This window comes from Streptomyces lydicus, assembly GCF_001729485.1.
Lineage (GTDB): Bacteria > Actinomycetota > Actinomycetes > Streptomycetales > Streptomycetaceae > Streptomyces > Streptomyces lydicus_D.
The window spans coordinates 3,517,094-3,529,728 of the sequence record NZ_CP017157.1; the positions used below are offsets into that span (position 1 = coordinate 3,517,094).

The 12,635-nt window shown below is 73.6% G+C and carries 10 protein-coding genes; 4 read left to right on the top strand and 6 right to left on the bottom strand.

What is annotated here, in order from left to right; genetic code table 11:
• Positions 1 to 34: 34 nt before the first annotated feature.
• Complete coding sequence (locus SL103_RS15210; RefSeq protein WP_069569488.1) at positions 35 to 1,129, bottom strand: acyltransferase family protein; 1,095 nt, start codon at positions 1,127 to 1,129, stop codon at positions 35 to 37.
• 222 nt (positions 1,130 to 1,351) lie between these two features.
• On the opposite strand from SL103_RS15210, the gene SL103_RS15215 reads away from it, so the two are divergent.
• Positions 1,352 to 2,185 (top strand): undecaprenyl-diphosphate phosphatase, encoded by an 834-nt coding sequence (locus SL103_RS15215; RefSeq protein ID WP_069569490.1) that lies wholly within the window; start codon positions 1,352 to 1,354, stop codon positions 2,183 to 2,185.
• 105 nt (positions 2,186 to 2,290) lie between these two features.
• Entirely contained in the window at positions 2,291 to 3,580 is a 1,290-nt protein-coding gene (locus SL103_RS15220) for a PP2C family protein-serine/threonine phosphatase (RefSeq protein WP_069573744.1), read from the top strand.
• Positions 3,581 to 3,610: 30 nt separating this feature from the next.
• On the opposite strand, the gene SL103_RS15225 is transcribed toward SL103_RS15220, so the two are convergent.
• Positions 3,611 to 4,114, bottom strand: a complete 504-nt coding sequence (locus SL103_RS15225) for an NUDIX hydrolase (RefSeq protein WP_069569492.1) — start codon at positions 4,112 to 4,114, stop codon at positions 3,611 to 3,613.
• Positions 4,115 to 4,343: 229 nt separating this feature from the next.
• Here SL103_RS15225 and SL103_RS15230 point away from each other — a divergent pair, with 229 nt between their 5' ends.
• Positions 4,344 to 5,651 (top strand): DUF5685 family protein, encoded by a 1,308-nt coding sequence (locus tag SL103_RS15230; RefSeq protein ID WP_069569494.1) that lies wholly within the window; start codon positions 4,344 to 4,346, stop codon positions 5,649 to 5,651.
• A gap of 123 nt (positions 5,652 to 5,774) precedes the next feature.
• Here SL103_RS15230 and SL103_RS15235 read toward each other — a convergent pair whose 3' ends face one another.
• The 3 genes from SL103_RS15235 to SL103_RS15245 all read right to left on the bottom strand — a co-directional run bounded on the left by SL103_RS15235 (position 5,775) and on the right by SL103_RS15245 (position 9,184).
• On the bottom strand, positions 5,775 to 6,605 hold the full coding sequence (locus SL103_RS15235) for a hypothetical protein (RefSeq protein WP_069569496.1): 831 nt from the start codon (positions 6,603 to 6,605) through the stop codon (positions 5,775 to 5,777).
• Positions 6,605 to 7,879, bottom strand: coding sequence for a VWA domain-containing protein (locus SL103_RS15240; protein WP_069569498.1), 1,275 nt, complete (start codon positions 7,877 to 7,879; stop codon positions 6,605 to 6,607). The genes SL103_RS15235 and SL103_RS15240 overlap by 1 nt, the downstream gene beginning before the upstream one ends.
• A gap of 126 nt (positions 7,880 to 8,005) precedes the next feature.
• Entirely contained in the window at positions 8,006 to 9,184 is a 1,179-nt protein-coding gene (locus tag SL103_RS15245; RefSeq protein ID WP_069573745.1) for a MalY/PatB family protein, read from the bottom strand.
• A 156-nt stretch (positions 9,185 to 9,340) separates the two neighbouring features.
• Between SL103_RS15245 and SL103_RS15250 the strand changes: the two genes are divergently transcribed.
• Complete coding sequence (locus SL103_RS15250; RefSeq protein ID WP_069569500.1) at positions 9,341 to 10,198, top strand: leishmanolysin-related zinc metalloendopeptidase; 858 nt, start codon at positions 9,341 to 9,343, stop codon at positions 10,196 to 10,198.
• A gap of 42 nt (positions 10,199 to 10,240) precedes the next feature.
• Here the strand turns inward: SL103_RS15250 and SL103_RS15255 are convergent, their stop codons facing one another.
• Positions 10,241 to 12,445: a SpoIIE family protein phosphatase gene (locus SL103_RS15255; protein WP_069569502.1), complete on the bottom strand. Its 2,205-nt coding sequence runs from the start codon at positions 12,443 to 12,445 to the stop codon at positions 10,241 to 10,243.
• Positions 12,446 to 12,635: the final 190 nt, after the last annotated feature.

The following is a 12,635-nucleotide window of genomic DNA, read 5'->3' on the forward strand; positions in this document are numbered from 1 at the left end:
CGGCCGTCCGCGGGCGCCGGGGCGCGGCGCGCGGTCACCCCCGGCCACCACCGCCACCGGCCGGGGCCGTACAGCGGTGGACGGGACGGAAGGCCCAGTCCATCCTCGGCTCCATGACGCAGCGGAGGGCGCGCCGGACGGGGGGCGTGCACAGCAGCGTGACGACCGCCGCGGCGATCAGGGTGACCGCGACGGCGCCCCACGGCGTGCGCACCCACGGAGCGTCGTACCAGTTCCACCAGCGGGATGCCTTGGCCAGGAAGCCGTGCAGCAGATAGCCGTAGAGCGTGCCGGCGCCCAGGGCGGTGCACCAGGCCCGGCGGCCCGGCACCCAGGCCAGGAAGCAGGCCGTGAGCACCAGCGAGCACCCGAACATGGCCAGCTGCATCAGCATGCCCGTCCACCACGGCGCGCCCAGGTTCTGCGCGCTGTCGGTGTGGTACAGCCAGGCGTCGTTCATCCGCGGCACGGCCCAGTAGGCAAAGACCAGCGCGCCCGCCGCCACCGGCACAGCGGCGATCCGGACCTCCCGGCGGCGCACCAGCGCGAAGTGCTCCGGCCGCAGGCACAACCCGAGGACGAAGAACGGCAGGAACTGCAGCACCCGCTGCAGATCGAGGTCGCTGCCGAGGTCGGGGGAGGCCGAGGCCAGCGCGGCGACGGCCAGGGCCAGCGGCACCGGCCGGCGCACGATCCGCCACAGCGGCGCGGTCAGCCGCCAGATGAAGAGCGCCGCCAGGAACCAGGTGAGGAACCACGGGTCGAGCAGGCTGACCGAGAGGTCCGGTGTGTCGCCCGCCGCCCAGCGGAACAGCGCGTAGGCGATCTGGAAGACGAGGTACGGGACGGCGACGCCGGTGACCAGCCGCTGCAGCCGGTCGCGGCGCATGTCGAAGCTGCGCGAGAAGTAGCCGGAGATGACGGTGAAGGCCGGCATGTGGAAGGCGTACACGAAGAGATAGAGGGCGGCCGCGGTCCGGCTGCCGGCGTAGAACGGCTCCCAGGCATGACCGATCGCCACGAGGACGATGGCCAGGTACTTGGCGTTGTCGAAGAATGCGTCGCGCTGCTTGCCGGGGGTGGGCCGCTCGCCGCTCGCGGGCCGGCGGTGGACCTGTGCCTCGGCCATGGAACCTTTCCTCCCCTCGTTCGTCTACAGTGTTGTAGACCGTCCGACGCACTGTAGACGTCCGGGCAGCGGGGCGCACGTCGCCCGTCACCGGGGGCTGCGGTGGCCTTCCCGTCCGCCGGGCAGTCAAACCACCAGTACAGTCACAGTCGCCTGCGCGCATCACGCGCGCAGGCGCGTCCTGCGCGCACCACTGCCCACCCGTCGCCAGAAATGGATCCCATGAGCGCGATCAGCATCGGCCAAGCCGTCGTCCTCGGAGCCGTCGAGGGGGTGACGGAATTCCTCCCGGTCTCCTCCACCGGCCATCTCAAGATCGCCGAGGGCCTGATGGGAATCCCCGTCGACGACAAGGCCGTCGTCGGCTTCTCCGCCGTCATCCAGGTCGGTGCCATCGCCGCGGCGCTCGTCTACTTCGGCAAGGACATCGTGCGCATCGTCGGCGCCTGGTTCCGCGGCCTGGGCAATCGCGAGGAGCGCTACCACCACGACTACAAGTTCGCCTGGTGGGTGATCTACGCCACCATCCCGATCGTCGTGGTCGGCCTCGCCGCCAAGCCCCTGATCGAGGGCCCGCTCGCCTCCCTGTGGGTGGTGGCCGGATCGCTGATCGTCGGCAGCGGTGTGATGTGGGCGGCGGACCAGATGGGCCGGCACAAGCGCGGTGAGGACGACACCTCCCTCAAGGACGCCATGTGGGTCGGCTGCTCGCAGATCCTCGCCCTGCTCTTCCCCGGCTTCTCCCGCTCCGGCGCCACCATGTCCACCGGCCTCATCCTCGACCTGGAGCGCGTCGCCGCCACCCGGCTGTCCTTCTTCCTCGGCATCCCGGCCCTCACCGGCGCGGGCATCTACGAGCTGAAGGACGCGATGGGCAGCGGTGCCGCCGTCCTCCCGCTGGCCATCGGCACGGTCGTCTCCTTCGCCGTCGCCTACGCCTCGATCTCCTGGCTGCTGAAGTTCGTGGCCAAGCACTCCTTCAACTCCTTCGTGATCTACCGGATCCTGGTCGGCGTGCTGCTCTTCGGCCTGCTGGGCGCGGGCGTACTGAGCTGACCTCCGCCGGGGCCGCCGCGCCGGGCCGGGATTCGGCCCGGCGGGTGGTATGGGTGCATCAGGAGCGAATCCGCCCGAGGCGGACGCGGTGCCCTGGAGGTGGCCTTGTCGAACCGGGACGGCTCGGATGCGGGTCGGGACACCGACGCCGCGCGCGTACGGGCCCGGCTGCGCGTGGAGGAGGAGGCCGCCGAGCAGATCGGCACCACCCTGGACGAGCGGACCACCTGCGCCGAGCTGTCCCGGTTCCTGTGCCGGCACGTGTGTGACGCCGCCGCCGTCGACCTCCTCCCCGTGGAGCCCGCCGCGGCGCGGCCGGCGCCCCGGGGCCCGGCGTTGCAACGTGTGGCGTCGGCGGGCCTGGTGAAGGTGCTCCAGGCCCGGTTCCCCGACGACGTAACCGGGCAGCCGGACGGCCGGCCGCCCGCACTGCGGGCCCTGGACGAGGACCGTCCGGTCACCGCCACCGGCTTCCTGAAGGGCGGCATGTCCGTCGACGCCCTGGCGGTCCCGCTGCCCGTGCACGGCCGCCCCCACGGCGTCCTGCTCGCCCTCCGGGCCGGCGGCCGCTTCGCCGAGGACGAGACCGCGACGGTCCGGCACGTGGCGCGGCTGGCCGCCCGCCACCTCGCCCATGCCCGCCGGTACGCCTCGGTGCAGCGCACCGCCATGGACCTCCAACGGGCGCTGCTCGCCGAGCCCGGCCGGCCGCACCCCAACCTGGAACTCGCCACCCGCTACCTGCCGTCCGGCTCCAGCGCCCTGGTCGGCGGCGACTGGTTCGAGACGGTCCGGCTCCACTACGGACGCACCCTGCTCGTCGTGGGCGATGTCATGGGCCACGGCCTGGACGCGGCCGTCGACATGAACGCCTACCGCTCCACCCTCCGCTACGTCGCCTCGACCGACCTGCCGCCGCACCGCGTCCTGCGGCAGCTCGACACCGCGGTGTCCGAGGACGAGGCCCGCCGCCCGGCGACCTGCCTGCTGGCCCGGGTCGACCCGGCGCGCGGCCTCGCCGGCTTCGCCAGCGCCGGCCACCTCCCACCGGCCGTCTTCGGCCGCGACGGCACCGCGGAGCTCATCCCGGTGCCGGTCGGCCCGCCCCTGGGCACCGGCGTCGGCGGCTACGACCTGATCACCCGCGCCCTCGGTCCCGACGAGACCCTGCTGATGTTCACCGACGGCCTCGTCGAGCGCCGCGGGGAGGACATCGACGACTCCATGGCCCGGCTGGCCCGGCTGCGGCTGCCCGCGGGGGCCGGGATGGAGGCCGTGCTCGACGAGGTGCTGCTGCGCCTGGACGGGACGCACGCCGAGGACGACGTCGCGGTGCTCGCCGCGCGGCTGCGCCCGCACCCGGGACCGGGACCGTTCACCGGCCGCGGCTGGTGACCTCCGCGTGGTGCCGGCCGCCGTCCGGCGTCACCACCGCGCGACGAGCGTCTCGTCGCGGCCCCGGTTGCGGTACAGCCAGGTGGCGCCGGGCGCGACGCGCCCCGTCAGACAGCCGACGACGGGCTCGCGCTGCGGTGCGCTGTCCAGCTCGCCGAGAAGCTGCACGGCGGCGGGCAAGGGGAAGAAGGCGGCCTGCTCGATGTCACCGTCCTGCGGCGCGACGGTCCCCGACCACTCGTCGATCTCGAAGGCCACGGCCATCGCCGACGGGTACCGCTCGGAGTCGATGTGCACCAGGAACGCGGTCCGCACCGGGTCACCCACCAGCAGTCCGGTCTCCTCCCGCCTCTCGCGCCGGAGCGCCTCGTGCAGGAGCTCGCCGTCCTCGACCCCGCCACCCGGGAGGGACCGGAGCAGCGCGCTGTCGGCGCCGAGGCCCTCCCGTACGAGCAGGACCTCGTCGTCCCTGCGGAGGATGCCCATGACGAGCTGCACCCGCGGCACCGGGGTCCTCGCCTTCTCCGTCGTCATGCGCGGACCGTGACCGAGTGCGGGCCGGTCCGTCGCTGTCCACCCGCGGCGGACGGCCGGACGCCGGAGCGAGGCCCTTCGACTGCCTCCTGACTATCCGTCAGGAAGATTCGTCCGAGGGCCGTGTACCCAGGTCAGCGGCCTTGTCGGTACGATCTGCTGCCGTTGTCCGGCCGGGCCGGCCCCGGCCGGGCGGCTCCACCGTTCCGACGTCTCACGGGGGTTTCACATGTTCGGAATCGTCAGGCCCTGTACCCATCGGCTGTCAGAAGGACTCAAAGCCGAGTGGATGGCCCACCTGTGCGGCCTCTGTCTCGCCCTGCGCGGCGACCACGGCCAGTTCGCGCGGGTCGTGACCAACTACGACGGGCTGATCGTCTCCGTCCTGACCGACGCGCAGGCAGGTCTCACCGCGGCCGCCCGCCGGACCGCCGGCCCCTGCCCGCTCCGGGGCATGCGCACCGCCTCCGTCGCCAAGGGCGAGGGCGCGCGGCTGGCCGCGTCGGTCTCCCTCGTGCTCGCCTCGGCGAAGATACGCGACCACGTCGCCGACCGGAACGGGCTGTTGCGCCGCCGGCCGGTGGCCGCCGCCGCACGCAAGGTCGCGGCCGGCTGGGACCGGGCCGGGGCGCGCACCGGCGCCGCCCTCGGCTTCGACACCGCCGTACTCGTCGACGCGGTCGACCGGCAGCTGGGCATCGAGGAACTGGCCGGCCCCGGCACGCCGTTGACGGTCATCACCGAACCCACCGAAACGGCGACCGCGGCCGCCTTTGCGCACACCGCGGTGCTGGCGGGCCGCCCGGGCAACGCCGCACCGCTGGCCGAGGCCGGCCGGTTCTTCGGCCGGCTGGCCCATCTGCTGGACGCCGTGGAGGACCGCGCCGCGGACGCCGCCGAGGGCGCCTGGAACCCGCTCACCGCCACCGGCGCCACCACCGGCCAGGCCCGTCGGCTGTGCGACGACGCGCTGCACGGCATCCGACTCGCCCTCCGCGACGTGGAGTTCGCGGACGCCACGCTGGTGCACGTACTGCTGGTGCACGAGCTGCGGCGCTCGGTGGACCGCGCCTTCGGCACCACGACCTGCGCGCACCAGGGGCACGACCGGAACCCGTACCGCAACGGGCCCGGCGGACCCGCTCAGCACGGCCGGGCGCCGGCCGCCGGCCCGTACGGCGGCCACCTGAACGCCGCGCAGAATCCGTACGCCGGCGGTCCGGTGCCGCCCTCCGGGCCCGGTGGCCACGGTGGTGGCTTCGGGGGCGGTCACGGGGGCGGGGACGGCGGCCACGGCGGCATGCCGCGCTTCCCGCACCCGCCGAAGAAGCCCCGCGGCTTCCTCGCCGGCTGTGCGGTCGCCATCGGCCTGTGCTGCACCTGCAAGCTGTGCTGTGCGGAGGAGTACGAGGGGCCGTGGTCACGCAAGAAGCGCGAGGGGTGCTGCCAGGACTGTGACTGCAGCTGCGACTCCTGCAACTGCTGCGACTCTTGTAACTGTTGTGACTCCTGCGACTGCTGCGGCTGTGACTGCTGACCCGCGCGGCGCCCGGGGAGCAACGCGACGCGGCCGGCGCCTCGTTGGAGGCACCGGCCGCGCGACGGGCTGAGGAGCACCGGCCGAGGCGGTCCCGACTCCGGCGGGTCCGCCCCGGGCGGGTCAGGCGCCCGGCGGAATCCGTGCCGGGCGGCCCGAGCCGCGGGTGGCGCGGTAGCCCGCGATACCGGCGAGGGCCGCGAGGGCACCGCCCGCCGCCGTCCACAGCCAGCGGTCGTTCCACCGGCCGGAGGACCAGCCCCCGTCCGGCTCGGCCGCGGCCGCCGGCCGCGGGGAGGAACCGGCGCCGTCCGCCTTCGCCGTGGCGGAGCCGGCGCCGGGCACCAGGGGAGCGGCCAGCGCGCCGTCCACCGCCTGCGCGCCGCCCTGATCGGCCACCGACGCCTCGACCTCGGCGTGCACCGGCTGCCCCAGGTCCTCCTGCGGCAGATCGACGACCGTCAGCCGGACGTAATAGCTGCCGGGCAGCGGGTCGTTGGCCCACGGCTCCGCCCACGAGCGGACCGTGCGCAGCGTGCAGGACAGCTCGACCGCGCCGGCGTCCGCGGCCGCCGTGCGGGACTGCGCGCCGTAGCGGCACGCCTGGTGGCGGCGCAGCCCGTCGTACACGTCGAGCCGCCAGGTGGCCGCCCCGTGCCGGGAAGCCGCCGGCGGGAGGGTCACCTTGGCGTTGACGGTGGCGCGCTGGGCCACGTCCACGGGCAGCACCCAGTAGAGGTAGTCACCGGTCGAGGCGTCGGCCGTGGCGGGCTGGTCCGGCTTGACGGCGGTCGCCGTCCGGAAGGAGGTGCCGGCCTCGGTGGGGCCGGCCGCTTCCGCACTGCCACTCGCGGACGGGCTCGGCGTGGCGCTGTCGGCCTGCGCGCCGCCCGCCAGGCCGAGGAGGCCGGCGCCCGCCAGTACGGCGGTGGTCAGTATGCGTACGGTGCGCATCAGTTGGTCCTCCAGACGGTGACGCGCCAACGGGAGATCCAGCCCCACAGCAGACCGGCCACCAGACCGGCCAGCGTCAGGGCGCCCAGCAGCCACCATCCGTGGCCGAGACCGAAGGAAGCCGCGTCGGACGCGTCACTGGGGCCGTCCACCAGGTCGATGGACAGCTCGACGGGCATGCCGGGGTCGGTCCGGACCGAGGCGGGCGCCGAGAAGGAGTTGCTGACCTGGAGGCAGACGGTTTCCGCCGGCGCCTCCGTCGCACCGTCCGGCGCGTCCATCGGTGCCTTGGGGTAGCGCAGCCCGGACGAGATCACATCGGTCCGTCCGTCGCCGGCCTCCGCGCCGCGCACGATCTCCCTGCCGTGCACGGTCGAGGCCCGCAGCAGCACCCCGTAGTCGTTGTTGACGGCGCGGTCGGCGCCGATGCTCACCGCCGCGCGCAGCTCCTGGCCCGGCCGGACGTCGACCCGGTACCAGCGGTGCTCGGCGAACTTCTCACGGTCGGTGTAGAGACCGGGCTTGAGCCGGGGGGCGTCGGCGCACTGCCGGCCGCCCTCGGCCGGCACCGGCGTGACGACCGGATCGGCGGCCCGTTCCACCAACTGGTGCACCCGGTCCCGCAGTTGCTTGGTGTGCTGCACGGAGGTGTAGGTCCCGCCGGTGGCCTCCGCGATGCAGCTCAGCTGCTTGCGGGTCTTGGCGTCCGGCAGCAAGCCGAGGGTGTCGACGGTGAGGTGGATGCCCTGCGCGGCGATGTCGCGGGCCACCTGGCACGGGTCGAGCGGCGCGCAGGTGTCCTCGCCGTCCGTGATGAGCACGATCCTGCGGGTCCCGTCACCGCCCTTGAGGTCCTGGGCGGCGCCCAGCAGGGCGGGGCCGATCGGCGTCCAGCCGGTGGGGGTGAGCGTCGCCACCGCGGTCTTCGCCTCGGTCCGGTCGAGCGGGCCGACCGGGTAGAGCTGCCGGGTGTCCTTGCAGCCGACCTTCCGGTCCTCACCGCGGTAGTTGGCGCCGAGGGTGCGTATGCCGAGCTGGACGTCCTGCGGTACCGCGTCGAGCACCTCGTTGAACGCCTGCTTGGCGGCGGCCATCCGGCTCTGGCCGTCGATGTCGCGGGCCCGCATCGAGCCGCTGACATCGAGCGTCAGCTCGACCTTGGGGGACGGTTTCGCGTCCGGCTCACCGGCCGTCGCGGGGGTGGGAAGAAGGGCGACGGCCATGGCGGCGAGCAGCCCGCACACCCCGGCCGCCAGCCGTTTTCTTGTGATCATCGCTGGATCGTATGGAGAAATCGGCCGCGCTCCAAAATGCTGGTACGCGGCCAACGACGGCGGGTGCCGGGCGACTTCCCCGCGGGCCCGGGCACCCCCGGAGGTGAGCCGGCATCAGCTACCGGTTCAGGCCACCGCGGCGGCCATCCTGCGGACCGCCTCGGTGAGCACCTCCGGTGACGTCGCCAGATTCAGGCGTACGTGGCCGGCGCCGCCGGTGCCGAAGTCCGGGCCCGGGCTGAGCGCCACCCGGCCGCGGGCGAGGAAGACCTCCGCGGGGTTGTCGCCGAGGCCGAGCGGACGGCAGTCGAGCCAGGCGAGGAAGGTCCCGGCGGCCGGACGGTAACGGACCGCGGGCAACTGCTCGGCCAGCAGAGCGGCGAGCAGCCTGCGGTTGTCGTCGACGTCGGCGAGCAGCGCGTCGAGCCAGCCACCGCCCTCCCGCAGCGCGGCGGTGTGCGCGAGGACACCGACGTGGCTGGGGCCGTGGCCGACCTCTTCCGGCATCCGCGCCAGATCCTCGGCGGCCGCGGGACCCGCGACGGCGAGCGCGGCCTTGATACCCGCCAGGTTCCACGCCTTGGACGCCGACATCAGCGACAGGCCGTCCGCCGCCCCGGGCACGCTCAGATAGGGCACGAAGGCGGTGTCCCGGGTCACCAGAGGGGCGTGGATCTCGTCGGCGACGACCCGTACCCCGTAGCGGGCGGCGAGCGCCGCGACACCGGCCAGCTCCTCGGCGCTGTGCACGGTCCCGGTCGGGTTGTGCGGGCTGCACAGCAGGAACGCGGGGCGTCCGCCGCCCGCGGCGGCCCGCCGGAACGCGGCCTCCAGCGCGACCGGGTCGATCCGCAGATCCGGCCCCAGGGGCGCCTCCACCACGCGCCGGTCCATGTGGGACACGAACGGGTAGAACGGCGGGTACACCGGACAGTTGACGACGACCGGGTCTCCCGCGCGGGTGACCAGCTTCAGGACCTCGACGACGCCCAGCATCACGTCGGGCACGATCGTCGTCCGCTCCACGGCGATCCCGTCCCAGCCCCACCGCTCGCGGGCGAAACCGGACAGTGCCGAGGCGTACTCCGTGCCCGCCGGGTAGCCGGTGTCGCCGCACGCGACGGCCTCGGTGATCGCCCGGACGACGGGTGCGGCGAGCGGCACGTCCATCTCGGCCACCCACAGCGGCAGCACGTCCGGCGGATAGGTCCGCCACTTCATGCTCGTCCGCCGGCGCAGCTCGGCGAGCGAGAGCCGGCGCAGCGGGCCGGGGTGACCGGGGTCCTCCGAGGGCGTCTGCGGCATCGGCTCCATGAGCCCAAAATAGGGGCTCCGCGCGCCGCTGGGCAGCCCCTGGTGCGCCAGTTGGTTGCCCTGTCTACAACGGCCTTCATGGGTAGCGTTGACAGGAGAGACGGACTATGAGAAACGCATGGCTCGCTTGAGAGGGGAGCGGTAGCCATGGGAAAGCAAGTTACGGTTGAATTCAAGACCTACCGGGCGGTCGCGGACGCGCAGCGCGCGGCGAAGCTCGCCGCGACGACCTCACCGTTCACCATTGAGGTCCGCTTCCTCGGTGGGCTCACGCAGAACCAGCAGGGCGCGTTCGCCATGGCCGCGGAACGCTGGACCGGCGTCATCGTCGGTGACCTGGAAACCGCGGTGGTCGGAAACGACGTCATCGACGACCTGTTGATCGAGGCGGAAGGCGTCCCGATCGACGACGCGTTCGGCATCCTGGGAATGGCCGGGCCCACCGATATCCGGGGCGAATCGGCCGCCACCGGCGCCGGGCTGCCGGCCAAGGGCATCATGCGGTTCGACACCGCGGACCTGGCCCGCATGGAGGAGGACGGCACCCTCAACGACGTCATCACGCACGAGATGGGGCACGTGCTGGGAATCGGCAGTGTGTGGCCCGAATTCGGGCTGCTGAAGGATTTCCCCGGTACCAATCCGACCTTTGTCGGCCCCGGTGCCATGACGGAATTCGGCACCCTGGTCGGCTCCGGGAACGCCGAGGCGGTACCGGTCGCGAATGTCGGTGGCGAGGGCAGCGCCGGGAGCCATTGGCGCGAGGCGGTGTTCGGCGCGGAACTGATGTCCCCGACGATCGCCGAGGCCGGAAATCCGATGAGCCGGATGACCGTGGCGAGCTTGGGGGACCTCGGCTACCAGGTCGACCTCGACGCCGCCGAGCCGTACCAGCTCCCGGACTTCCTCAAGGCCGCGCGGGCCGGCAACGGCGCGCCGCACCTGGGCGCACGCGGCAAGGTGCTGCCGACGCTGCCCACCCGGGTGCCTCCCGGAAGGCCGTAGCCGCGGCCGGGCACGGCGCGGGTCGTACCCGTCAGGTGGCCGTCAGGAGGTGGCCGTCAGGACCAGCGCGGCCTGGTCGTCGGGTGTCGAGTCGCCCGCGAAGGCGGTCACCGCGGCGGTGACCGCCGCGACCACCGAGGCGGCCGTCGGCGCGGCGCCCGGCAGCGACCTCAGGGCGTCGGCCAGGCGGTGCTCGTCGAAGAACGTGCCCTCGGGGGAGCGGGCTTCGGTGATGCCGTCGGTGACCAGCACGAGGCTGTCCCCCGGAGACAGCTCGATGTGGCACGGTGCCCCGGCGACGTCCCGGTCGATGCCCAGCAGCAGCCCCGGGTGGGCGAGTTCCTCGACGGTGCCGTCGGCGCGGCGTACCAGCGGGGGCACATGACCGGCGCGTATCAGGTCCAGCGACAGACGGGAGACGGCGTGCCGCAGTTCGCCGTAGACCAGTGAGACGAAGGTGTCCTCGGTCGTGCCCTCGGTCAGTGCCTCGTTGATGGCCGCGACCACGTCCGACGGGTCGTTGAGCAGCCGCGCCGCGGCGCGCGCGGTGTGGCGGACCATGGCGGTGGTGGTGGCGGCCGCCGCGCCGCGCCCGCAGACATCGCCGACCATCAGCGCCCAGCGGTTGTCGGGCAGCGGGAAGACGTCGTAGAAGTCGCCGCCCACGTCGAGCCCTTCACCGGCGGGGTGGTACGACGCCGCCAGCTCGGCGCCCGGTACGGCGGGCAGCTCGGGCGGCAGCAGTCCGGCCTGGAGATCGCGGGCGAGCCGGACCCGGTCGGTGAACTGGTGGGCGTTGTCGGCACTGGAGGCGGCCCGGCGGGCGAGTTCCTCGGCGAGCGCGACGACGTGTTCGTCCAGCGGGCCGTCGGTGGTCAGGAGGGTCAGCACGCCGAAGGTGCGGCCGCGGGTGGTGAGCGGGACGCAGGCGTAGCCGGTGACGTCCGGCCGCGCCGCGGGGGCCGGCGCACCGTCGCCGCCGGTCTCCGTCCTGCCGGAGGTGCCGCCGGTCTCCGTCCTGCCGCAGGTGAGGACGCGGGCGACCGCGCGGTCGATGTCGTCGCGGATGCCGGCGGCGGCGAGCAGGCCCTCCGTGGCCGGATCGGGGGCGGCCGCCGCGATCAGCCGGGTACGCCCGTCCTCCACCACATGGACGGTGCACAGCGGCGCCAGCGCGGGGACGGTCAGCCGGGCCATGCACTGCAGACAGTCGAAGTAGTGCGGCTCGCGGGTGATCGCGGTGCTGGCCTCCAGCACGAAGGCCAGGTCCTCCCGGGCCGCCTTCTCCCGCTGCTGGGCGGCGCGGCCGGCCTCCAGGGCGTGGTGGCGTTCGATGGCCAGCGCGGTGATCCGGGCGAACGCGGCGCTGAGGGCCACGTCCTTGTCCTCGGGTTCCTTGGGGGTGCGGTGGTACATCGCGAAGGTGCCCAGCAGCTGATCGTCACCGCTCATGATCGGAGTGGACCAGCACGCCGCCAGGCCCGCCCGCGCCGCCAGCTCCCGGTAGTCCTCCCAGCGCGGATCGGCCGCGATGTCGCTGACCACCACCGGGGCGCGCAGATAGGCGGCGGTGCCGCAGGAGCCGACCCGGGGGCCGATGGGGATGCCGTCGATCAGTTCGTTGTAGAAGGCGGGCAGACTGGGCCCGGCGCCGTGCCGCAGGCGCTCGCCGTCGGCGTCGAGGAGCAGGACGGAGACGAGCAGGCCGGGAGCGAGTTCCTCGATCGCCCGGGCCATGCCGGTGAGGGTCTCGCCCAGCGGCGCATCGCGCGCGATCTGCTCCAGCAGGACGCGCTGTTCGGCGGCGAGGAGCTGGGCGTGGTGGTGCGCGGTGGTCTCCACCGCGATCACGATCACCCCGTCGATGCGCCCGCTCCCGTCCCGCCGGGGCTCGTAGGTGAAGTCGAAGAACCCCTCCCGCTCCGCCCCCGGCGTCCCGACGACCAGCCGCCCGCCGCGGGCGCGGTACGCGGTACCGGTGCGGTACACGGCGTCGAGCCGGTCGAGTACGCCCTGCCTCCCCAGCTCGGGGAACAGCTCACCGACCGGCGCGCCGGTGGCCCTCCGCTCGCCGCCGAACACCTCGAAGAACGCCGGATTCGCCGCCTCCAGCAGATGCTGCGGGCCGCTCAGCGCAGCGAAGATCACCGGGGCCTGGTCGAACAGGTCCTCGTACTCCTCGCTCCGCAGCAGCGCACTGCGGGAACTCTCGGTGACCGAGCCGAGCAGATCCGAACGTATGGTCATGTCGGGCCGCCTCTCTGGCAGCAAGCGCCGACCGCTTCGTCGACTCCTTACTTCACTCTGACACACCGCGCCGCGGACGCGAGAGAGCGGAGCGGGCGGGCGCTCGGCCGGCTGCGCCGCATATCGGGGACACGAACGCGCCCCGCCGAAGATGGCCACGGGACCGGGGCCCGGATTTCGTACGCTGACC

Coding starts and splice junctions, on each gene's coding strand:
- SL103_RS15210 (WP_069569488.1), bottom strand. CDS start 1,129: ATGGCCGAGGCACAGGTCCACCGCCGGCCCGCGAGCGGCGAGCGGCCC.
- SL103_RS15215 (WP_069569490.1), top strand. CDS start 1,352: ATGAGCGCGATCAGCATCGGCCAAGCCGTCGTCCTCGGAGCCGTCGAG.
- SL103_RS15225 (WP_069569492.1), bottom strand. CDS start 4,114: ATGACGACGGAGAAGGCGAGGACCCCGGTGCCGCGGGTGCAGCTCGTC.
- SL103_RS15230 (WP_069569494.1), top strand. CDS start 4,344: ATGTTCGGAATCGTCAGGCCCTGTACCCATCGGCTGTCAGAAGGACTC.
- SL103_RS15235 (WP_069569496.1), bottom strand. CDS start 6,605: ATGCGCACCGTACGCATACTGACCACCGCCGTACTGGCGGGCGCCGGC.
- SL103_RS15240 (WP_069569498.1), bottom strand. CDS start 7,879: ATGATCACAAGAAAACGGCTGGCGGCCGGGGTGTGCGGGCTGCTCGCC.
- SL103_RS15245 (WP_069573745.1), bottom strand. CDS start 9,184: ATGCCGCAGACGCCCTCGGAGGACCCCGGTCACCCCGGCCCGCTGCGC.
- SL103_RS15250 (WP_069569500.1), top strand. CDS start 9,341: ATGGGAAAGCAAGTTACGGTTGAATTCAAGACCTACCGGGCGGTCGCG.
- SL103_RS15255 (WP_069569502.1), bottom strand. CDS start 12,445: ATGACCATACGTTCGGATCTGCTCGGCTCGGTCACCGAGAGTTCCCGC.